Source organism: Clostridioides sp. ZZV14-6387, from assembly GCF_020657835.1.
Classification (GTDB): Bacteria; Bacillota; Clostridia; order Peptostreptococcales; family Peptostreptococcaceae; genus Clostridioides; species Clostridioides difficile_A.
The window spans coordinates 61298-85108 of sequence record NZ_JAGWCW010000005.1 but is presented as its reverse complement, the minus strand read 5'-3'; the positions used below and the strand labels follow the sequence as shown (position 1 = coordinate 85108).

Annotated in this window: 21 protein-coding genes; 8 read left to right on the top strand and 13 right to left on the bottom strand. The window is 30.0% G+C overall.

Going from position 1 to position 23811, the window contains the following annotated elements; translation table 11 throughout:
• Positions 1-233 precede the first annotated feature (233 nt).
• The 10 genes from KGF38_RS04645 to KGF38_RS04600 all read right to left on the bottom strand — a co-directional run bounded on the left by KGF38_RS04645 (position 234) and on the right by KGF38_RS04600 (position 10003).
• Positions 234-1244: a M56 family metallopeptidase gene (locus tag KGF38_RS04645; protein WP_074179090.1), complete on the bottom strand. Its 1011-nt coding sequence runs from the start codon at positions 1242-1244 to the stop codon at positions 234-236.
• 276 nt (positions 1245-1520) lie between these two features.
• On the bottom strand, positions 1521-2120 hold the full coding sequence (locus KGF38_RS04640; protein ID WP_407811844.1) for a GNAT family N-acetyltransferase: 600 nt from the start codon (positions 2118-2120) through the stop codon (positions 1521-1523).
• 344 nt (positions 2121-2464) lie between these two features.
• Positions 2465-4039, bottom strand: a complete 1575-nt coding sequence (locus KGF38_RS04635) for a ClC family H(+)/Cl(-) exchange transporter (protein ID WP_054269125.1) — start codon at positions 4037-4039, stop codon at positions 2465-2467.
• Between the two features lie 242 nt (positions 4040-4281).
• The gene (gene fabF / locus KGF38_RS04630) at positions 4282-5517 is read right to left on the bottom strand and encodes a beta-ketoacyl-ACP synthase II (RefSeq protein ID WP_054269124.1); all 1236 of its coding nucleotides are present in this window, start codon (positions 5515-5517) and stop codon (positions 4282-4284) included.
• Positions 5510-5848: a winged helix-turn-helix transcriptional regulator gene (locus KGF38_RS04625; protein WP_054275857.1), complete on the bottom strand. Its 339-nt coding sequence runs from the start codon at positions 5846-5848 to the stop codon at positions 5510-5512. The genes fabF and KGF38_RS04625 overlap by 8 nt, the downstream gene beginning before the upstream one ends.
• 243 nt (positions 5849-6091) lie before the next feature.
• Positions 6092-6664, bottom strand: a complete 573-nt coding sequence (locus KGF38_RS04620; protein ID WP_054269122.1) for a manganese catalase family protein — start codon at positions 6662-6664, stop codon at positions 6092-6094.
• Between the two features lie 59 nt (positions 6665-6723).
• On the bottom strand, positions 6724-6987 hold the full coding sequence (locus tag KGF38_RS04615; protein ID WP_074179089.1) for a spore coat protein CotJB: 264 nt from the start codon (positions 6985-6987) through the stop codon (positions 6724-6726).
• Positions 6987-7208, bottom strand: coding sequence for a spore coat associated protein CotJA (locus KGF38_RS04610; RefSeq protein WP_054269120.1), 222 nt, complete (start codon positions 7206-7208; stop codon positions 6987-6989). The genes KGF38_RS04615 and KGF38_RS04610 overlap by 1 nt, the downstream gene beginning before the upstream one ends.
• Positions 7209-8144: 936 nt before the next feature.
• Positions 8145-8672, bottom strand: coding sequence for an IbrB-like domain-containing protein (locus KGF38_RS04605; RefSeq protein WP_074179088.1), 528 nt, complete (start codon positions 8670-8672; stop codon positions 8145-8147).
• Entirely contained in the window at positions 8669-10003 is a 1335-nt protein-coding gene (locus KGF38_RS04600; RefSeq protein WP_074179087.1) for a phosphoadenosine phosphosulfate reductase, read from the bottom strand. Before KGF38_RS04600 ends, KGF38_RS04605 begins: the two co-directional genes overlap by 4 nt.
• A 519-nt stretch (positions 10004-10522) precedes the next feature.
• On the opposite strand from KGF38_RS04600, the gene KGF38_RS04595 reads away from it, so the two are divergent.
• Complete coding sequence (locus KGF38_RS04595) at positions 10523-10963, top strand: DUF3788 domain-containing protein (RefSeq protein WP_054269117.1); 441 nt, start codon at positions 10523-10525, stop codon at positions 10961-10963.
• A gap of 168 nt (positions 10964-11131) precedes the next feature.
• On the opposite strand, the gene KGF38_RS20560 is transcribed toward KGF38_RS04595, so the two are convergent.
• Positions 11132-11299 (bottom strand): hypothetical protein, encoded by a 168-nt coding sequence (locus tag KGF38_RS20560; RefSeq protein ID WP_219673748.1) that lies wholly within the window; start codon positions 11297-11299, stop codon positions 11132-11134.
• 227 nt (positions 11300-11526) lie between these two features.
• Here KGF38_RS20560 and KGF38_RS20355 point away from each other — a divergent pair, with 227 nt between their 5' ends.
• From KGF38_RS20355 to KGF38_RS04575, 4 genes are all read left to right on the top strand, one after another.
• Positions 11527-11658 (top strand): hypothetical protein, encoded by a 132-nt coding sequence (locus KGF38_RS20355; protein ID WP_255645980.1) that lies wholly within the window; start codon positions 11527-11529, stop codon positions 11656-11658.
• A gap of 100 nt (positions 11659-11758) precedes the next feature.
• A complete protein-coding gene (locus KGF38_RS04585) occupies positions 11759-12145 on the top strand; it encodes a VOC family protein (protein ID WP_074179086.1) in 387 nt (128 codons plus the stop codon).
• A 335-nt stretch (positions 12146-12480) separates the two neighbouring features.
• Positions 12481-13110: a TetR/AcrR family transcriptional regulator gene (locus tag KGF38_RS04580; protein ID WP_074179085.1), complete on the top strand. Its 630-nt coding sequence runs from the start codon at positions 12481-12483 to the stop codon at positions 13108-13110.
• Between the two features lie 81 nt (positions 13111-13191).
• Entirely contained in the window at positions 13192-13602 is a 411-nt protein-coding gene (locus tag KGF38_RS04575) for an FMN-binding protein (protein WP_054269115.1), read from the top strand.
• 126 nt (positions 13603-13728) lie between these two features.
• Here KGF38_RS04575 and KGF38_RS04570 read toward each other — a convergent pair whose 3' ends face one another.
• Positions 13729-14343: a TetR/AcrR family transcriptional regulator gene (locus tag KGF38_RS04570; protein WP_074179084.1), complete on the bottom strand. Its 615-nt coding sequence runs from the start codon at positions 14341-14343 to the stop codon at positions 13729-13731.
• A gap of 337 nt (positions 14344-14680) precedes the next feature.
• On the opposite strand from KGF38_RS04570, the gene KGF38_RS04565 reads away from it, so the two are divergent.
• From KGF38_RS04565 to KGF38_RS04555, 3 genes are all read left to right on the top strand, one after another.
• Positions 14681-15325 (top strand): nitroreductase family protein, encoded by a 645-nt coding sequence (locus KGF38_RS04565; RefSeq protein ID WP_054269113.1) that lies wholly within the window; start codon positions 14681-14683, stop codon positions 15323-15325.
• Between the two features lie 519 nt (positions 15326-15844).
• Positions 15845-16240: a DUF6110 family protein gene (locus tag KGF38_RS04560; RefSeq protein WP_074179083.1), complete on the top strand. Its 396-nt coding sequence runs from the start codon at positions 15845-15847 to the stop codon at positions 16238-16240.
• A gap of 130 nt (positions 16241-16370) precedes the next feature.
• Positions 16371-18470, top strand: coding sequence for a heavy metal translocating P-type ATPase (locus KGF38_RS04555; RefSeq protein WP_074179082.1), 2100 nt, complete (start codon positions 16371-16373; stop codon positions 18468-18470).
• 129 nt (positions 18471-18599) lie between these two features.
• Here KGF38_RS04555 and KGF38_RS04550 read toward each other — a convergent pair whose 3' ends face one another.
• Positions 18600-23801, bottom strand: a complete 5202-nt coding sequence (locus KGF38_RS04550; protein WP_074179081.1) for a GTPase domain-containing protein — start codon at positions 23799-23801, stop codon at positions 18600-18602.
• Positions 23802-23811: the final 10 nt, after the last annotated feature.

Sequence of the window (23811 nt, the reverse complement as noted above, 5' to 3'; positions counted from 1 at the left end):
TAACTAACACCTTTATACACAATAATGTATTATACAACTAAAATACTATAATCAAAGAAAATATCTAAAAATATGATTTATATTGTCACAGGTAAGAATAAAACTCTTTACAATCAAAATTACTTAATTTATATAATAAATTAATAAATACTTCTTCATAATTACTTAATGCACAAAAAAACTGATTATCAATTTTATATGCCTAAAACCTCTTTATATGATAATTTTATATATTAATCATCTACATGAATATTAAACTCATATGTTGGTTTTGAATTAGCTCTATTTTCAATAGGTGACTGCTTATGCATTGGATAAATCAATGGATTATAACAGATTGTATCAAATCTAAAATATGTAATAGAAGATAACAAACACAAAATTACCACCATCAAAACACCATTTCTATATCTTTCATTAAACATATTAGACACTCTTTTTCTAATATCCGACTCCTTATGTAAACCAGCCACAAACTTATTTGAATGACTTGAACCTTTCCTCATCGCACTTATTATAGTAAGCGCATAGTCCTGTCTCTCCTCTACAGTACGGTTCTTTAAAACCCTTTCATCACAATAAAATTCGCAATCCAAATCTATAAACTTCTCCATTATATATATAAAAGGATTAAACCAATAAACACATTTTAAAAATAGCACCAAATACTTAACATAAAGGTCTTTACTCTTAAAATGCATAAGCTCATGTCTAAATATCCAATCCAGCTCCTTTAATGTATAATCATAAGGAGGTAAAATGACACTTGAATTAAAAAACACTGGTGTTTCAACTTCATAAGAATATTTAAGTTGTATCTTTTTATTTATACTAAGCTCCTTTAATAAATTCTCATAAAGATTTTTTATCTCATTATCCTCAACATCATAGGATAAATCATTCATCAAAATTTTAATCTTAATGTATCTCCAACTAATATAAACCAAATATACTATTATACTAGCAATCCAAATAAATAATAAAATACTGTTTTTCGAAGTAAAGATAGTATTAAAATTTTCTAAATACACCTTACTAATAGTATATTGATATTCCCTCCTATTAAATGTAAAAGTATAGTATGTAAATGGTAGTAATAACTTAATAATCACAATCAACCAAACATAATAATTAAATCTTTTGCTAAACCTTTTAAATATAGTCATTCTAAAACTCAATAGGATAACTATACACAAATCACTTAATACAACAGTCCTAAGAATATCATTCAAAATCAAATTCATATAGCCACCTCTCTTCTCTTAAATCTAGAATAACTAAATACGTCAATATAAGTCAATCTTATCTGTACAATACTTGAATTTCTAAAAAATCATGTCTTATTTATAAGATATAAAAAATGAATACATACTCTAAATTAAAATTATAAGATTTCTAAAATAACCCTCTTAATTATGTTATTTTAAGTCATCATTAGAACCATCCATTTGTCTGCACACAAATATGGCGGAAAATCAAAAGACTTCCGCCACTACATTGATATAGAATATTATTCTCTATCATTTATTTAGCATTTTTTTCAAATACGCAACATCTATTAAATTTACTGTTTCAAACTTCCCCTTGTAAAATAATGCGAAGTTATTAAAAACACAAGGTAATTCCTTTGCTTTTTGTAATGTGTCTATTTGAATAAATGAAGCTGGAACATCATGTGTTGTGCAATAATCTCTTAATCGTTCAATATTTTGATAGATAAATGGACATTGCATATCATAATAAATAGTTAGTTCCTCACTCTCGATTTCACACGATTTTGCATTTTGCTTGAACACTGGTGTTGTTCCGTCAAAAGAAAGTGCAAGTAGCTCATATCCATTATCAGTAGTATCGACGACCTCAAATCCAAATTTTTTCGCAAATGATTGGTCTGAAAGCCATGCTTTTTGTTTTTTCGCCCCAAGCATACAAACGCCAGATTTTCCATTCTTTTTAGCATCTTCCACACAATACTCCATTAACGATTTCGCATACCCTTTTCCTTTATAATCACCCAATACCCATAAGCAATATATATAATAATAGTTATCGCCAGTAATTGGAACCCATGCAGTCTCAAGGGGTGCATACTCAATAAATACAGTACCTTTGACATTCAATTTTCTAAAGGTATGCCCTTCTCTTAATCTTTCAGAAATCCATTGCTTTTTGGCTTCAATACCTTTATGTAGCTTTCTTGTACGGATAATACAACATAAATGTTCATTGGCAAGATTTTCTACTGTCAAGTTTACAAATTCATCACACATACTTAAATCTTCCTTTTTCCAAATTTATTTTTTCAGTTCAATAAGCTTTAATTTACTATTTCAATAAAATGTAATCTATCATTTTACATACAATCAATTTATTTTTCAAACTCTTTACATCTAAAATCCTACACTTTCATTTTCTCATACCACTCAATAACTAACTCTTTACTCAATTTAATATTATCACTTATCTATAAAATATGGGAAGTATTCTCTTTACACAAATTCTCCATCCTATCATACACAACACCACTGTCTCTCTCATCTGTCATAGTCACAATTATATCACTTGGCTTAAGAATAGTTTTCCCTCTAGGAATAATCTCTTCACCACCTCTTTGAATAGCTACCAGAAGACAATTCTCTGGCCATTGTATATCCTGAATTTTTTTGTTTGCAACAGGAGAACCAAACATAACAGAAAACTGGTCTAGTATCTTTTCTCCCCTCTCTTTAGGAGCAGGTTCTCCATTTTTCTCAAGTAATCGCTCCAAAAGACTTTCATAAATAGGTTTTGATTTCATAAGAGTAGCTACAATATATGCCACAATCGAAATTACAGATAGTGAAAGCATTTGACTAACAGAACCCGTCATTTCAAAAATTAATATAATACCAGTCAAAGGTGCACGTACAATAGCTGTAAAATATCCTGCCATAGCCAAAAGCACAAAATTATTTATATAGTCTGGGTTCATTCCAAAAACCTTAACACCTATCATTCCAAATATTCCACCTATAAATGCTCCTAAAACAAGCAACGGAAAAAAGATGCCACCTGGTGCACCTGACCCAAAACTAACAGCTGAAAATATAAAGCGTACGACAAAAATCAAAACAACCATCCCAAAAAGATATTCATGACTTGTAAGTGACTCCACCAAATTGTGCCCACTTCCTAGCACTTGAGGCATCATAAGTCCAAGAATACCAGCCATACTGAATGGAATCAGCAGTTTACCAAATGTACCGATTTTAGGAATCTTTTTATATAAAGACTGCACATATAAAGTAAACCAGTTATAAAATGCTCCCATAACTCCAAGAATCACACCTAGAATCACTATCAATCCATAATAATTCTGTGGCAATACATGACCAATGTCAAACTGGAACACAGACTCAATCCCTAGAAAATTAGCTGAGATATAATCTGCCGTCAAAGATGCTGTCATCACAGAAATTAAAACAGACACTGAAAAGTTCTTATGAACTTCTTCAAGCGAAAACATAACACCTGCTAATGGCGCATGAAATGCTGCTGACAATCCAGCACTTGCCCCACAGGTTAACAGAAATTTTTCCTCTGTCTTACCTCTGTCAAGTGCTCTAGAGATACCTTTCCCTGCCATAGCACCAAGCTGAATAGAAGGTCCTTCTCTTCCCAATGCAAGACCTCCCATAAGTGCCAAAAATCCTCCAATAAATTTAGTTGGCAACACACGCCACCATACCTGCTTGATTTTTCCTGTCATTTCTCCCTCAAGCTGAGGAATACCACTTCCAGAAATCATTGGCTCTAAGTCTACAAGCTTTGATACAATCCAAGCAAGTAGTGCAAGCACTGCAAACCAAGCTATTATTTTTATTGTAGAACCTTCTACAAACGTCAAAATTTGGCTAAGCCAGATACCAGCTCGCCCCAAAAGTATCCTATATAAAAGTACAATCAAACCAGCCACAGCACCAACTATCAGTCCTTCTCCAATCAAAATTACCTGAAAGTTCTCTGCCCGTTTGATAACATGAGATGTATCTTTTTTCATGCTTTTCCTCCTTCTCCCAATAATTCTGTACAATATCAACAAATATAGCTCTTAATTCACTAAATATATAATCTTTATTATTTACTCTTTATATTTAATAAATATAACTAAATGATACTATAATGCAAATACTAAATGATTATTGACATATGATTTCATTGCATTTACTACTGAATCAATAATACAATACATTTTTGGAAAAATAAAGGAAAGTCTTATTTTAATTTTGCTTATTCTTACTACTATTCCTCAAACTTCTTTATACAAATAGTAGCATTATGCCCACCAAATCCTAATGAATTAGAAATAGTGTATTTCACTTCTTTCTCAATTCCACCATTAACAACATAATTCAAATCACAATCTGGGTCAAAATTCTTATAACCTACAGTCATAGGAACAAAATTATCATCTATAGCTTTTACACAAACTATTGCTTCCAATGCCCCTGCTGCTCCCAACAAATGCCCTGTCATTGACTTTGTAGAACTTATAAGTACATCGTTAGCTGAATCTTTTAATGCCAGTTTTATCGCATTCGTCTCGTATTTATCATTAATTGGAGTAGAAGTACCATGAGCATTAATATAATCAATCTCACTTGGATTAATTCCACCCTCATTACATGCAATCAAGATAGCCTGACAAGCTGCTTCTCCTGTAGGGTCTGGACTAGTAATATGGTATGCATCTTCTGTAGCACCATACCCGATTACCTCTGCATAAATCTTTGCATTTCTTTTCTTTGCATTTTCTAAACTCTCTAATATTAAAATAGCTCCTCCCTCACCCATGACAAATCCATTTCTATCTTTATCAAAAGGAATTGATGCTCTGTCAGGGTCGTCACTATCACTCAATGCTTTCATATTATTGAATCCAGCCAATGTAAATTCAGTTATAGCTGCTTCAGAACCACCAGCTACACAGACATCTAATCTTCCACATTTAATAGCCTCAAATGCTTCCCCTATTGTATGAGTAGATGTCGCACAAGCAGATACTAAAGCATAATTGATTCCCTTAAATCCATATTTAATAGCAATCGTTCCAGCAGCCATATTTGAGATTAGCATTGGTATCGTAAATGGTGAAACTCGTCTACTTCCCTTCTCAATAAATTTTCCATATTCACTTTCCAAAGTATTTATTCCACCTATCCCACTACCAACTATAACTCCTATACGATAAGGGTCTAATTCTTTAAAATCAGTTCCACAGTCAGAAATAGCCTGTCTTGTAGCTTCTACTGCATATTGGCAATACAAGTCATTATGTCTAAGTTCCTTCTTAGAGAATGATAATAAAGGATTAAAACCTTTTACTTGCCCTGCTACTTTTACAGGAAAATCTTTAGTATCAAACCTATCTATCATCTGTATACCATGATTACCTGCTTTTACATTACTCCAAAATTCTTCAATATTATTTCCTATAGGGGATACTATTCCAATCCCAGTGATTACTACTCTATTCATCTTTACTCTCCTTTTCACTATACTCTTTATACATATTGCCCCATTCAAACAGAGAAACTAATATAGGTCGTAAAGTCATCCCTAATTCAGTCAAAGAATATTCAACTTTAGGTGGAAATTGTTCATATACTTCACGATGCACTAGACCATCTTCTTCCATACTTTTTAGATTTTGAGACAACATTTTTTGACTTATATTATCAATTGATTCACTTAATTCTCCAAAACGTTTTTTACCTCTTATTAATTCTCTTAATATCAAAAACTTCCATTTGTCACCTATCATTTGTAGCGTTATTTCTACTGGACAAGCAGGTAAATATTTTTCCATATTCTCCTCCTTAATTAGCTCGAAATCATATACTTACTTTTAGTAAGTATTATATTCTATCATAATTATCATGTCAAGTTGACATATTTTAATTCTTAAATTTTTTATATTTATTTAATTATTTATAAGACTAATTTATATATAAAGAGATTGATTTATTTTATTTCATACAAAAAGAAGATGCCTCATAAACTAAAAGCTCATTTTGAAGCACCTTCCTTTTATTATTTTATTATTATTTTATTAGAACTGATGTTTACATTCTGTAAACTCGTAAACATCCATTAGTGCTTCACCAAATCTTTGATAATGCACTACTTCCCTCTCACCTAAAAATCTTAAGATATCCTTCAAATCTGGGTCATCAGTTAAATTTATTAATTGATAGTACGTAGCCAATGCTTTTTGTTCAGCAGCCATATCTTCATGTAAATCAGTTACAGCATCGCCAAAGACATTAATATAACTTGTAGTAAAGTTTACTCCATTAGAATCAACTGGCTGAAGACCATGTCCAAAAGTAGCATAATTAGTTCCAAGTCCAGCAGCTTTAAGCTCTTCTGGAGTACAGCTACTTATTAATTGATATAACATTGAAGAAATTATCTCAACATGAGCCATTTCTTCTGTACCTATATCAGTTAAAAGTGCACGAGATTTTCCTGTTGGCATAGTGTATCTTTGTTGAAGATATCTAGTTGCAGCTGCCAGCTCACCATTAGGTCCTCCCAACTGAGTCATTATATATTTTGCCATTCTAGGGTCTGCTTGTCTTATGTTAACTGGATGTTCCAGTGTTTTTTGGTAAATCCACATATTATCTTACTCCTCCTTAATATATTTAATAGTAAATCTAATCTTAATACTGTATAATTTTATTTATAAAATGACTTATCCCATGGCCAAGGCTCTGATACCCATGACCAAGGATATTCACTTGATTCATAAGCAAAATTAATTAATGCCCCATACTTAGACTCATAATCACACATAGCTTGTGTAAATTTATCGCAGTATCTACTGTATGAATCAAGAGCTTCCTCATCTCTTGGATTGTTATCCAAATATAAATTTAATTCTATACAAGCAAATTGATATTCTGAAATTCTCTCTAAAAGTTCTCTTCTATTTAATGACATTAGTACATACTACCCCCTTTTTTCTCTCTAACTCTATTTTTAGGATTTTCATATAACCAATCATTGTAGTTATTTGACTCTATTAAATCCAACTCAGGAAATAAAGTACCTCTTCTTAATGCTGTTTTTGGATTGTATGTGTCATCATAAATTTGACGATTAATGTATGGTCTAGCAAATTCATAACAATAATCTTGTTTATCCTCTTTTAAATATTCCATTAATTATCCTCCTTAATTTTTCGAATTTTAAAATAGTATTATTTTTAATAATTTTATACTTGTGTTATATTATAATCAGTGGTTTTAATAGAACTTTAACAGAAATAAACGAGTATCTTTTTTGTTCCTCTTTTATTCTTAAAATTTGTCTACTCAACTAATTTTGTATAAATATTCATTCTAAATAATCAGTATAGAATTTATACAATTTCTTATAACACAATTACTATTTACTATATAATATTTATTTCTCGTCAAAATGTTACTCTTTATCACTAAAATAAATAAAAATTGATATTTTAATACTATTTTTTCAATCAATAAATCATTTTTAAAATTTATCGAATTTTATAATTTTATTTTCTAAAATCTAAATCTAGCTTAAATAAAACAAGTCTATTTATTTTATAATTTTATTTAGTTGCATTATAAAAGCATGCTTCATATATGATTTTAATAATTACATTTTCATTATCTAGTCTTAAAATTCATATCTTCATATATAGTATTAAGACTTCTATATTCATGTATGGTATTAGCATTTATACAAATATAATATTAAGACTTCTACATTCATATATGATATTAACATTTATACAAATATAGTATTAAGACTTCTACATTCGTATATGATATTAACATTTATACAAATATAATATTAAGACTTCTACGTTCATATATGGTATTAACATTTATACAAATATAGTATTAAGACTTCTACATTCATATATGGTATTAACATTTATACAAATAAAAAAGAGGCTATCTCAAAATATAGATAAGCCTCTTTTTCATAATTAAAATGATGAAAATATATTTAATTTCATAAAAAAAAGAGTGTCTCATGAACCAAAAAATTCACTTCGAGACAGCCCTTTCTCTGTATTTATATATAAACTTAAAACTCTTAATTTTTAATGTATACTCTTAATTTTCTTACATATTATCAGAATCAGACGGAATCCATGAATTATTAAACTCTTTATCCTTAAACAAATAAGATAATCCAGTTATTTGCTTTAATCTAAGAATTTCATCAATCTCCATACCTAGATGCTTTGATATCCATTCATCAGATTTTCCAATTTCACACAGTTCAGTTATAATACTACTCATTAAATCCACATTATGTGAGCCCCTTGCACGATTATGTCGAATAGTACTTGCCATTCTCTCATCAAGAGATTTATCAATTATTGAAACAGGAAGAAGTCCATTCTCTCTATCATAGATATCCTTATTTTCAAGCATTACTCTATAACGATGGAAACCATCTACAATAACATACTTGTCTTTTTCCTGATTATAATAACAAACAATTGGCATTGTATACCCATCTTCTTTAATACTTTTATATAACAACTGCATTTCTGGTGGGGCTACTGTATTTGGATTATAGTCGTTAGATTCTATCTTTTCAATGGGTACTGCAATGATTCCATATACGGGACTTTTCTGTTTCATAGCACCTTAACTCCTATCTCATGAATTTTTTCATATTTTTTCTTAATATATTCTGTCCTAACTCTTTGTTCTTTTGTAGGACTAAATCCCATAAATTTACACATATGGTCATTTTTTAAAATACAATAGCACATTCTCTTCCAACTTGGAATATCTTTGGTAAACTTGATATCATCTGTATCATCAGGTATATCACCTAAAAATTTAACTCTAATTTTTTTATCTTTTGTATAATTTGAAACTCCATTTAATTCTATTTTATATCCTTTCATTATCAATTCATGTATAACACTTCCTGGTAAACCTCCTCCTCTATTATGCCAAAAATCAATAGATGTTGAAAATTTCTTAATATAATTTTTTCTTATATTTTCAGGTAAAGTGTCAAGTAAAAAATAGGTGAAGCTTTTCCAAGTATGTCCATCTGGCAATGAAATACTTCGGTACCCCATAGCTTTTGTTTTTCCATAAATAGAGGTGAAATTGACTCCTTGTACTCTAGCAACCAATTTCATCCATACATCTGGGTCTAATACCCTATATAAATTTAGACTATCCTTCGCTGAATCATTAAATGGAGATGCTACTCTCATACTTCTTGGAGCTACACCAGCTTTATAGAATAAATCATAAATTTTATTGTAATCATAGTTAAACTTATAGTTAGCTAGCCAAACATCTTCTATTTCCCAATCATATATAGGAGATGCTGTCCATACATTTTTAAATTGATTCGTTATCCAGCACTTTCCTTTATATCCATGCTGTTTATTTACAATAGCACAGTAGCGTTGTAATGATTCCGACGCTCTTGTTCCTAATAAACAAGCAACTTTTGCACCTTTATGCTTGTCCCTCATCCATCTGCCAAATTGTTTTGCCAAACTTTCTTGCCTCATCTTATATTTATAATAGACAAATGGGTTATTTTCTTGATTTATTATGTATTCTTTGACTGGCATTTTTCTTACCCATAACTCTTCTTTCTCATCATCCCATGGATACCAAAACATTTCATAATTTCCTACAGCCGTTCTTGTGGCCATCGGCAAACACACCCAATATGGCTCAATATCTTCAAGATTCTCTTCAAATGTTTTTTCAACATACTCAGTTGTCATACTGTATTGAGCTTCAAAATCCTGATGAAATACTCCAATTTTGGAACTTATATTATGCTTTCTCTTATAATCCAAAACTAAATTCAATAATAAACCACTATCTTTTCCTCCACTGAAAGACACATAGACATAATCAAATTCACTGAAAATATAAGAAAGTCTATCTTGAAAAGCTTCAAACACATTGGATTTTAAGTATCTTTTATCCATTTGAATTCTCCCCTTTCAATTAGAAGTTTATAAAACCTTACACCATAGTATTATGCTTTTTTAGCGATAATTAACATAAATTCTACAGTATTTAAATACATAAATCCAACAAATACATATAATTATAATATAATTTTACTTTTATATTATAAACTCTATTTTATCATTCTTTTACATTATTTTCCAACAAATATAAATATAATATTTTCTAGCCATCAATATTATTATTAATATTAACTACTTTGTATTTTATACATATTATATAGGCAAGACTTACAAAACATGACAAACTGTTGTCATAATTACTTTGTTATACTAGCTATCATAATTACTTTGTTATACTAGTTATCATAATTACTTTGTTATACTAAAAGTAAAAATAAGATACTTTATGAAAATGTATATAAAAAATAGTCCTCAGCTTACTTACAAACTTAACAAGGACTTAAACTTATACTATAAATTATCACTAGGATATTAATTCTAATTACAAATTACATGTTTAGGGAGTGAAATCTAATGTACGAACGTATGCTTGAAAAAAACAATAAACCTAGCTTGTCTCAAATAATTGAATACATGGGTAAAGATGGGTATACACGCTTGTGTAAGTTAGAAACTTACCTTGAAACTCAATATAGCTTATCAAAAGAACTTCGATTCCCTTTTGGGAATAACTATGGTTGGGGTTACAAATATAGTCATAAATCTTTTCATCTATGCTATGCTTTCTTTGAAAAAGGGGCATTCACTGTTATGATTCAGATAGGTGACAAACAAGTTCCAGCAGTAGAAAAAATGCTAATTGCCTTAACACCAAAAGCTAAAGAATACTGGTCAAATCGTTATCCTTGTGGTGATAATGGAGGCTGGATTAAATATCGTATTTTAGAAGATGCAGATTTACTCGACATTATTCAATATATACGAGCAAAGAAAACTCCACCTAAGCAACGTTAGTTTTTGATATTTTTTATATACAATATAATTCCTTGTTCTATAGAAAATTTGAGTATAAAAATGCTTTAGTAATATTGTCTACTAGTATATCAATATTTGATTTCTTTACAGTAAAATAGTAAGTTTTATCATAACTAAAATATTTATTACTTTCATATGGAAGTATGCTTACAATCTGAGTATTGGGAAAAACATATATCCTTTGCCAGTTATAGGGCAATTAAAATCATGTACTGAGCCAGCAAGGGTGATATTATTTTCATGTAGATACAAAGTAACAGTTTGGAAAGTATCTTTTCCCTCATTTTCAACATAGATATATTCATAACTAGGCACAGTCCACTTTACCCAACCATTTGGTGGCTCTGCATCATCTATACACTCTACTCCAGCAAGGTATAAGCCTTGTGAAAATCCATTATAATCCTCCCATTTGTATAAACTGCATTATTGCTTTTTCTAAGTTCATTTTACCATTATCTACTTCTCGATTCAATTTGTATAAGAGTATATCCTTACTCTCCTTATCAGTTAATATGAATGTAGAAAAAGCCCTTGAGATATTGGAAGCAGTCAAACAAAGTGAAGGCGAATGGATAACAGAGTTTTCAATGGTTTATGATAAATCAAGGCAAACTGTTTATTATTGTTACAATCAAGACTTCGAAAATATCCAAGAATTTCTTTTTCAGTAATATAAATTATCAGTATTTCTGGTATACTAATGTTAGTAATTCTTAATTTGTAGAGTAATTATAACTGCAAATTATTTATATTTTGTACCAAAGAAAGGAGATGTTTACCATATTAACTCCATATTTAACCTTCAATAATACTTGTGAAGAAGCATTTAACTTTTATGCTGAGGCTTTTGGAGGTGGAAAAACTAGGTTTGTACGACTAAACAACAACCCGAACAACCCTATTATACACGCAAGTGTCACTTTCACAAAGTATGATGGCTGTATAATGGGCGTAGATACAGAAGAACCTGTTTTAATTTCTGGCATGGCGATTTGCGTTGTATTACCATCTCGAGAAGTGATTGAAGAAATATCTGTAAAGCTTGCTGAGGGTGGTACGCTTGTGCAAAAATTTTTACCTCACCCACCTCCAGATGAAAATGATGGTGGTGCTGAAGTACTTGATAGGTACGGGTATACTTGGTATTTGAGTACATAGATAAAACAAAAAACCTACAACTAATAAATATAATGTAACTCAGACAAATTTAAATTTAATACTTTAATATGAGCCGTTAGTCCAACAATATTAACGGCTTTTTTCATATCTATAAAAGAAGAAAACATAATTTTTTTATCCATATTTCATGATATAAAAAAACTCTAAAAACATAAAATAAATTAACATAAATGGCATCAATAATGATAAACCATAAATCATCATTCTTTGGTGCTTTTTATTATGCAATAACTCCCAAATACTGATTGACAAAATAACTAACCCTATTTATAATTAAACTACCAGTTTAATTAATTTCAAGGAAGGATTATATCATGGGAAGAAGAAAAAAAGAACCAAGAAGTGTACATCGTGAAAACATTGCTTCATCAGCCCAAACTTTATTTATGAAAAAAGGGATTGAGGCTACTTCAATGGATGATATTGCAAAAGAAGCTGGCTATAGCAAAGCTACCATATATGTATATTTCAAAAACAAAGAAGAAATTGTAGGTGTACTAGTACTTGAAAGCATGAAAAAACTACATACATACATTACCCACTCTTTAGAAGAACAAGAAAGTACGAGAGCAAGATATGATTTTATCTGCAATTCTCTACTAAGATACCAAGAAGAATTTCCATTTTACTTCAAAATAGCTCTTGACGAAATAAACATTGACTTTGAAAGTACAGACTATTTACCTGAAGAAAAAGAAACTTTCCGTGTTGGTGAGGAAATCAACGATAAAATAAAGCAATTTGTAAGTTATGGTATCCTATCAGGCGAGCTTAGAGACGATATTAAAATTATGCCTACTATTTTTTCATTTTGGGGAATGTTATCTGGTTTGATACAAACAGCAACTAATAAAGAAGCTTATATAAAACAAGAACTCAAACTCTCTAAAGAAGAATTTCTAAAATATGGATTTGACACACTCTATCGCTCTATCTCAAAATAATTCCATCATCAAATAAGTGGTTATATATATTAAAAATAAAGAAATACAAATATTTTAACTAAAAAATTGAGAGGTATTAAAATGAAAATTAAAAGTAAAAAAATCATTTATCGTACTATTGTTGTTGTTTTATTGATAGGTTTTATATGTTTTGGAATCTATATGAAACGAGTACATGACTATCAACAGACAGTAAAGAATATGACCTTTGAAAATATAAAGCTTTCTGATGTTAAAGATGGAACTTATATTGGGAATTGCAATGTAAATCTTATCTCTGCTAAGGTAGAAGTTGTTGTAAACAGTGGTAAAATTACAAACATCAATATATTGGAACATAAAAATGAAAGGGGTCAAAAAGCTGAGAAAGTCATTGATGAAGTACTCAATGAGCAAAAAATAGATGTAGATGCTATATCAGGCGCTACAAACTCAAGCAAAGTTATAAAAAAAGCAATAGAAGATGCACTTAAACAAGGGTTAATCAAGTAAATGCATCTTGTCGTGTATGTTGTGTGTATATACCATATTTCTACAATAGAATCAAAAAATAGAAACTTCTTCACAGTAAACTATATTTTATTGCTTGATATATTTATCTTAATATCTAAAACTTATTTATAAGTCTTTACGAATACCAAGTGCTCTTAATGGACCAAGTAATGACATTCTAGCAAGTATTAGTGCCATTTCTTCAGGAGATTCTTTCATGTCTTTTTCAAGCCAATGTTGAATTACACCTAAGTCTGCTGAAAGTATATATTGTATAAAATATTCTTCTGAAATTACTGCCTCATCTATATTAAAATTTTTAAGCTTTTGTTTCTCAAACAAATTGGTCTCAATAAAGCTTTTTATCTTTCTTTCAAAAGTAGGGTCACCTTTTGGTCCTAAAATAGACTTAATAATCACTGAGTTGTCTCTAAAATATTCAAAAATTTTTACCATAAACGGAAGGGGCTCATTTGAAGCATCTATGTTCATCATATTGACTGAATCAAGATGCTTAGTCTCTTCTTCAATTTCCTGTATGATTTCATCTTCAATCTTCTCTAACAAGTCAAACTTGTCGACATAGTGCAGATAAAAAGTTCCTCTATTTATATCTGCCCTTTGAGTTAAGTCAGTAACTGATACATTGTTGAATCCTTTCTCCTCTATTAACTCTGCTAAGGCAGACCTAATCATCTTTTTAGTACGTATTGTTCTTCTATCACTAGATGTTTTATTCATGAATTATTTCCTCATTCTATATAAATTTTTTTATTTTAATTAACAATTTTCTGGTAAATGTCCATTACTTAACAGTTTAAATATTATTGTTTATTGTATAAAACAACATAAACATTATAATATACATATAGGCTATTAATCAACAATGTGTTCATAAAAAACAGTAAATTAATTTGGAGAAGGTGTTTAACATGACCAAAAAGTTTACCTTTAATGAATGTATTATAAAATATCCTAAGAATAATATTAATGAATGGAATATATCAAATATCTATTGAATTATGAATTGGATATAAATTTAATAATTTGGTAGATGTATTGATTAGTGGAGGACAAAATGAACAATTTAGACAAAAGCAATGTTAATGAAGTTTTGGATATGCTATTAAGAACTCGAAGATCTGTAAGAAGTTTTACAAAAGAAGTACCCTCAAAAGAACTTGTTGAAGAAATAATTGAAACTGGAAGACTTGCACCTTATGCAATACTTGCAGTAGCAAAACAAACAGATTTCAGACATTTCTTTGTTATTTCAAATAACAGTTTACAAATGGATAAAATAAAAACTATTCTTATTGATGTTATTAAAACTCAAATATCAACCCTTGAGAAGGAAGCCGAGAACAACATCACTCTTCAATCCTTCATTGCTTCTTTAAAGATGCAAGTTAAAAAAGGGGTTCTTGGTATAGGGACAGCACCTTATCTTATTATTGTGGCAGAACGTCGTGGAATACCAGCCATAGAACAAAAATCATTGTCTCATGTGATGCAAAATATGTGGCTTAAATCAACGGCTTTAGGATTAGGTCTTGAACTTGTTAGTGTAATAGGAAGATTAGGCAATAATAAAGATTTCTGCGATATTTTAGGAGTCCCAACAGGAGAATATGGATTTGATGCCTGTGCAATTGGATTCCCTACAACACATATAACTAAGGAAGGCAGAGCTGTTCCTCATCCATCGATAAAATGGTTATAATAAAAATTCTAACATGGTGCTATCCCAGCATCATGTATAGAAAATAAATAAGAAGCTAGAGAATTAAAACATAAATCTCTAGCTTTTTGACGATTGCAAATCCCATACATATGCTAACACTCATACATATGCCAACACTCATACATATGCCAACACTCATATAAATCATTATAAAATTCCACTATAGAAAAATTCTTAATCTCAACACCTTAAACTCTCCTACTACATTCTTTCACAAACCAACCAAATTAATTGATATAAATTATCATTTTCTGTTGAAAATACCATTCGCTCATGCTATACTTAATTTCATAAATGGTAATAAATGTCATATGATTTTAGAAATCTATTAATAACAATTATTATTGAATTTTTAATTTTTGAAATAGATATCAAGAATTTTCTAAAATATAAAATAAATATAGAAAATTGTATCAGCTATATAAGAGTTACTTCAAGCATTTATTACTCTGTACATAAATATAAATAAAATCTAATTAAACGAAAGGATAAGGTAAAATGAATATTTTAAAAATGAAAAAAACAGGGATATTTTTAGGAGGAGTACTTTTTGGCACTTTAGGTGTTAAGATACTTTCAAGCGACTGTGCAAAAAAAACTTGCACTCGTGCAACAGCAGGGGCATTAAAAGTTAAAGACTCTGTACTTGAAACAACTACTAAAATCCAAGAAAACGTAGAAGATATTTTAGCAGAAGCAAAAGAAATCAACGAACAGGAGGAATCATCAACATCTAAGGCAAACGCTATACAAGAAGTCTCTAAATATGAACAAGAAGCTCCTAAAACAGAAGCTATAAAAACTGTAGAAGATACTAATTGTAATAGCATTAAATATGAAGAAATCAAAGAAAATGAAACTGAAGAAAAAAATAGCGCTTGCACAGGAGAATAAATTTAACGATTATTATGATTAATAATATTAGGTACTATAGTTAATTATACAAAGTATTATAATCAATAATATCAAATATCATAGTTAATAGTACCAAGTATTATAATCAATAGTATCAGGAGGAAGTAAATTGAATTTTTATATAAAACATGAAATAAGAGGTCGTATACGCTTTGATTTACAACTTGGTAAATTAAATAGTAAGCAATCAGATACTCTCTTATATTATTTAACTTCTATAAATGGTATTACTAAAGCAAAAGTTTACGATAGAACTGGTGATGCAGTTGTTTATTACACTGGAGAAAGAGAATACATAATAACAGAAATCACTAAGTTTAGTTTTAATAATAGCAAAATAGAAAGTCTAGTCCCTGAACATACTAGCAGAGAATTAAATAATTACTATAGAGATAAATTAGTAAACAAGCTACTTGTTAAGAGTGTCTCTAAAATATTTTTCCCAAAGTCCTTAAGATTTTTTTTAATAGGATTTCACTCTATAAAATATTTTAAAAAAGGTATCTCTTCTCTACTAAATAAAAAAATAGAAATTTCTGTTTTAGATGCCACTGCTATAGGCATCTCTATTTTTAGAAAAGATGTCAATACAGCTGGGTCAGTCATGTTTCTTCTTGGTATAGGCGAATTACTAGAAGAATGGACCAGAAAAAAATCTATAGACGATTTAGCTCAAAGTATGTCATTGAACATTGAAAAAGTATGGTTAAAAAAAGATGATACCGAAATACTAGTTCCAATTTCAGAAATAAAAGAAGACGACTTAGTCAGTGTAAATATGGGAACTATGATTCCACTCGATGGGGTTATAGTATCAGGAGAAGCAATGGTTAATCAAGCATCACTTACAGGTGAATCTCTTGCAATCAACAAAAGAGAAGGCTCTTACATATATGCTGGAACTGTAATAGAACAAGGCAATATTGTCATGTGTGTCAAAGAAAAAGCTGGTACTACTAGATTTCAAAAAATAGTAACCATGATTGAAGAATCTGAGAAATTAAAATCCTCTGTGGAAAGTAAATTTGAACATCTAGCAGATACATTAGTTCCATACAGTTTTTTAGGAAGCATATTAACCTATGCAATTACTAGAAATCCTATAAAAGCACTCTCTATATTGATGGTAGATTTCTCATGTGCATTAAAACTTTCCATCCCTATTTCTGTACTGTCAGCTATGAGAGAATGTAACAATCACAACATTACTGTAAAGGGTGGAAAATTTCTTGAAGGTGTGGCATGTGCAGATACTATTGTATTTGATAAGACAGGCACACTAACAAAAGCTCAACCGACTGTTTCAGATATAATTACATTCCAAGATTATAATAAGAAAGAAATGTTAAGACTTGCAGCTTGCTTAGAAGAACACTTCCCACACTCTATAGCAAATGCAGTAGTATATGAAGCTGAAAAACAAGGGCTTAGTCACAAAGAGATGCATACAGAGGTAGAATACATTATTGCACATGGTATCTCAACAAAAGTTGATAATAAAAAAGTTATAATAGGTAGCAAACACTTCGTATTTGAAGATGAGAAGTGTACTATTCCAGATGGTGAAGATGATAAGTATAATAATCTATCAGATGAATATTCACACCTATTTATGGCAATATCGGGCAAGTTATCAGCAGTTATTTGCATTAATGACCCTCTAAGAGAAGAAGCAAAATATGTAATTTCAAATTTGAAAGAATATGGAATTAAAAAGATTGTGATGATGACTGGAGATAGTGAAAAAACAGCAAAATCTATAGCAAGTAAAATTGGCGTTGATGAATATTATTCAGAAGTCTTACCAGAAGATAAAGCCAACTTTGTCAAAAATGAAAAACTAAATGGTCGAAAAGTGATTATGATTGGAGATGGAATCAATGATTCCCCTGCTATTTCAGAATCAGATGTCGGAATTGCAATGAGTGAAGGTGCTGAAATAGCAAGAGAGATTTCAGATATTACCATATCAGCAGATAATTTAAATAACTTAATCGTTTTAAAACAGATTAGTGATAAGCTTATGAAGAGAATTGATTTAAGTTCTAAGTTTATTATAGGCTTTAATTTAGGTCTGATTTTACTTGGTGTTGGTGGATTTGTTAGACCAAGTACATCTGCCTTTTTACACAATGCCTCTACTGTTGGAATAAGTTTAAAAAGTATGACAAATTTATTAGAAGACTCTAATTCTTATAACTACAATTAATCCTAATTATATAAAACTCCTTACAAAACATATGTACATATAATAAATTTATAATTCATATTAAAAAAAGCACTTTTAAACAAAATATTTAAAAGTGCTTTTTTAGATTTTTTCATACCTATTTAAAGACTACTCCTCAACTGTATTTTTAACTAATCTCTGTTCATAACATCTTAACTCATTTTGCTTTAAATAATTAAATTCAGACTCTACATAAATACCACACCCTACAAATTCAATCGTCAAGTCAGGTATATTTGCTTTTAATATACTAGTCTGCTCATAAATAATTCTTTCCAACAAATCAGCCTGTAATATTGAGAAATGCTTCATAATCTCTCCATCATTATCTATATCTTTCTTGATTTCAGACCAATTTCTTGCTAAAACACCTTTCAAATCAACATATCCAAGACTTTTCAATATATCTATACTCTCACTCCATGCGTATTTACTAGATGTATTAAAATACGATTCTAGTTTCTTCTTCTGTTCATTCGTCAATAAATCATAAGAAAGTTTTTTATTAAAATGAGACTTCAAAGAAACCTTAGCCATAGAGTATGGGCTTCTCCCAGAATTTAATCCTGCATTCTTGAACTTTTCTATTCCTTTATCTTCTACTGAAGACCATATTGAGTTTATTGAATCTGAATCATTGTACTTAACATCAAGACCATGTGTGATATCAATATAGTTTTGTGGAAATACATATTGATAATAGACGTCTTTTCTATCATCATATAGTGAAAAATATCCACTATCGTATAAACGCATATGCACGTTTACTTTTGCACTATCATCTAAAATATTTCGTCTAAGATTAGGTATATTAGCATAAATAGTTACATATTTCATAGCATCAAAGTTTTGATTTACTGGAATCTCAAAGTTAATTTCCTCCCCAGTCAAAAGCTTCTTCACTTCTTCTTCACTACAAGTATATAAAGAATATGTATTTTCAAATCCTACTTTACTCTTTCCATCTAAACTTCCTACCAATGGTACTTTTAGAATATGATTATCTGTTCTTTGCCATTGATAAGTATCTTGGTCTAGAAAATCTTTAATCTGTCTATTTTGCTCTTTAGCTTGATTTACAACCTCATTTTCATCTTCTGTAATCCCTACATGGCATCTATTTAAGATATTTACTATATTACTTCCAAATGGGAATGTCCATAATTGAAAAGCAGCTGCCTCTAGCTGACACAAGTATCTAACCTGATTTAATTCAATTTGATGAATAAGTTTTTTCTGATATTCATTCATTTGATTACCACTATCCGACATTTGATAAATTAATTCTCCCATTGCAAGGTTATCTTTTTTCTTGTCAATCTTATCAGTAATGATAATCTGAGTTTCCATCATATCTTGTACCTTTTTAAATATTCCAGAAATCTCTGCTGAGTTTTCCATTTTTAGACCTTCAAATTTTGTAATTAACTCAGTTAAAACTTCCTTCATTTTTAACTTACTTATCTCATTTTGGAAAATATCTTGATTTTTAACTGTACTATCAAATTTTTCTACAAATGGTGCAATAGATTCTTTAAAAGTTTTATCTTTAAACTCTACCATCTGAGTATTTAATTCATCCAATTTTTTAATATTATTTTCTTTGTCCTTAATTGCATCTTTTACAACCTCTATCTTACTTTCAAAACTAGACTTTACATTAAGACAATTATTAACACCGCTAATTGCTGTATTAACAAGAGAACAAGCAGAACTACCAATACTTAAGGCATTTTTAATAGCAGCTGTCTTTTGTTGTCTTTCAACAGCTTGTTTGCTCTTTTCTAGTGCAGCTAATTTATCTTTTTGTTGTTTATTGCTATAATTTGCTTCTAGCATGCCTATTTGTTTCTTCTCAATTTTTGTGTAGATTTCTTTATATTCGTCTTCACTTAATCCGTTTCTTGCCGCTTGAATATCACTATCTCTTTCTGCATATGCAGGATTATCTACAGACTTAACTATAATATCTTTAATCTGGTCAAACTTCTCTCTTTTTCCTTCATCAACACCTGCTAAGTTATGTGTCATTTTTTCTAAAACATTCTTTCTATCATCCTTCAATTGAGCTCCAAGAACAACATTAATACCCTCAGAACTTAATTTAAAATCTGAGAACTCAACCATTCTGTTAGTCCAGTTATATTCTTCTTCTTTAGCTGAAAGATTTTCACTCAAAGATTTTGCACTATCAAATGCCCCTAAACAAGCTTGACCAATGCCACTAAATGCTGTTAATAAGCTCAACGCACTCTGTATCCCTGAAAGAATTAACTGTGTTTTCATTTGTTCCTCAAGTTTTTTCTGTTTCTCTTTTAGTTTCTCTATATCTTCTTTTTCATCTTCTTTTATCTTTAGAATCTCTTGAATCAATAGATTCATTTTTGCAGAAACAGAAATCATTTTATTCTCAAGTTCATTTCTTAAAACTTCTATTTGCTGATTTCCAGATTCAATTTGAGTCAGTATACCTTCTTTATATGTGTTGAAATATCCTTCCTTTATTTTGTCCTTCTGCCCTTGTTCCAATTCTTTTAAAGTCTTATCTAGGTAATTTGTTAAAGCACGAATATCAGTAACACGATTTCCTCCAATTTCATTTTCCTCTATCATTTGCACATAGAACGCAGTCTTTTGCTCAAGTGCAAATAAAATCATACTCCATTCACTAAAATTCTGTTTTTCTGCTACAAAAGATTCTATTTTATCAGACTGCATCAATTTATTTATAAGATATTCATAAATCTCTTTTGCCTCTTGATAAAATTCTTTCTTTATATTCATATCTTCTATAGAAAGTGGTTCTTTCTTTTTGCTCTCAAATTTAAAGTACTTTTGAAGTATTTCTTTATTTAACTGCATCTCTACTTTCTCAACGGCATGAAAAATCTCATAAATATGTGAAAGTTCTAAAATATCAGCTTCTAAGATTCCTACAGCACATAACAGTTTAAGGTTTCTATATCCCTTACTTCCAGTAAAACCAAATCTATCAAAGAACTCATAGAAGAACGTATCAATTGATAAAGAATACTCTTGCTTTAATAATTCCTTTTCTTTTAGTGCATTTCCAAAACGCCCTTCTTTTCCCTCTGCTCCATCTGAACCTGAATCTTCACGTTTGCTAATTTTCCAATCTTTATGTTTTTCATAAAGAGCATTTAATTTTACTCCATCATCTGCTACCTCTGTTGAGTCTGAGGCGTAACTTAATACATATCTATCAAAATAATAATAGTTTCTATCACTATAATCGCCCCCTTCTCCACGTCTTATTGTTTCTTCATATATTCCTCTAATTCCTCCAAGACCTCCAGAGCCTCCTTTTCCTCCAGAACCTCCTTTTCCTGCCATACCATGATGTCCATCTTTTGTACTTATAGCACCTTTTAGTACAGATGCTTTTCCAAGAAGATAAATCTGTCCATATTTACTTCCAAGACCAGCATTTCCACCGTCTCCACCTGTACCTCCAATTCCACCTTGTTTTCCTTTTTCTGCTTTTATCACAAAATATTTTGTATCGTTATCGTTAGCAAATTCTTTCGACTCTTTTTCAGAACCTATCTTTGCATTTGCTCCAATTTCTCCTGTTATTCCTGTCTCTCCTATTTTTCCATCCTGTCCATTTCCACCTAGTCCACCATCTACATAAAGTTTAAGTTCTCCCTTTTTTTCTATCTCTTTAAAAGATAATAAAATGTCACCTGCAGTTCCTGCATTATTACCATCTCTTCCATTCATTCCATTATAAATAGTGTCTTCTCCAGTCAATTGCTCTGCATCTTTACCAGATACGTTAATTGAATGAGTTCCTTCTGGTATACATAATTTTTTTGCTAACAATACAATATTTTTACCTGAGAAAACTTCTTTCTCCATATTACAATCGATTTTTATCTCACAATCTCCATACATATATATAGACGATAAAATATTAAGTTGATAACCAGATATTATTTCAGTTAAGTCTGATAAATTCACCTTAGGTATAGGTATATACATGGAAAGTATATTTTCTTTATCATATGATTTTATATATGTACAACTTCTAATCTTATCTCTTCTATATTCTGCATCTTCAAGCTTTTTGGCCTCTTCTTTCTTATTTTCCTCTTCTATTATCCAGTATCTAATATCCCTTAATGCATCTTCTAATGTATTCTTTAGTAATGATTTTAATAGCTCGCTTAAGCCAACAATGTGAGTTTCACTACAATAACTATTTAGCTCTAAGAGAAGGCGTACTTCTTCTAATAGATTAACTTTTTGTAATCCGTAACCATATGAAAGTTCCTGTACAAACTCCATAAGTTCTCTAATATTAGCTACTTTACTACATAGATTTGTATACATACTCTCCAACTGTGATTCTGTATCTTTTAGACTTTTTATAGAAGGTAAAATGGAAATAGAGTCTTCTATACCTTTTTTTACACTTTGTATATAAGGAACTAAAAGTTTTTCTGTCTCATTATATGTTACATCAACAGCTTTTTGTATTTCTATTTTACAAGAAGCAGTAAGCATCAAGCCCATATCTGTCTTTTCAAAATTTCCAGGAAGATTTTTCATTTTATCTAATAATACTTCTGGCTTTTTATCCAGTGGATTACACAGTTTGATAGATATATTGTCTGATAAGATTACATTTAATAGATATACTAGCTCCTTGTAACCATCATAATCTTTCTCTTGACTGTCTAGGTCTTTTTTTACTTTCTTCAATATAGCTCTTATTTTCTCTTCAGTTACTTTATCACTGAGTGACTTAGGTATTTTATTAATAAGGAAGAAAAAATTTTCTTTATACTTTGTATAATCATTAAACATATCTTTTAAGTTTTTAGCTGTTTCTATTAATAGTGTATGTCTAGAATCCAGTAGAGACTGGTAGTCTAAAATAACTACCATTCCTTTCACCTTTGAAGATGTAAAGATAGTTTCTCTTACAAGCATTGCTCCTGCAATCATATATTCTGGTCCACGATTATCAAAAAATCCTGGACAATCACATAATGAAAAGTCTCTATTTGTAACATCTACAACTTCTGGGCATAACGTCTTAGAGTATACACCATTACCAATTTCAACAGCTGAATCTTTTGCAGTAATATATACTTGTCCAGTTTCTGCATCTGTTTTTTCTTCCATTTCACAACCTTTTAAATAATTGATACAAGTACTCTTTCCAACACCTGAAGCACCTAAGAATAATAAAATTGATTTTTCTTTTAAGTTATATTTTTCAAGTGTGTCCCTTCCCTCTTCCAAAAGGTTTACGATTCCACTATAAAGTTTATTTGCCATATATCCATCC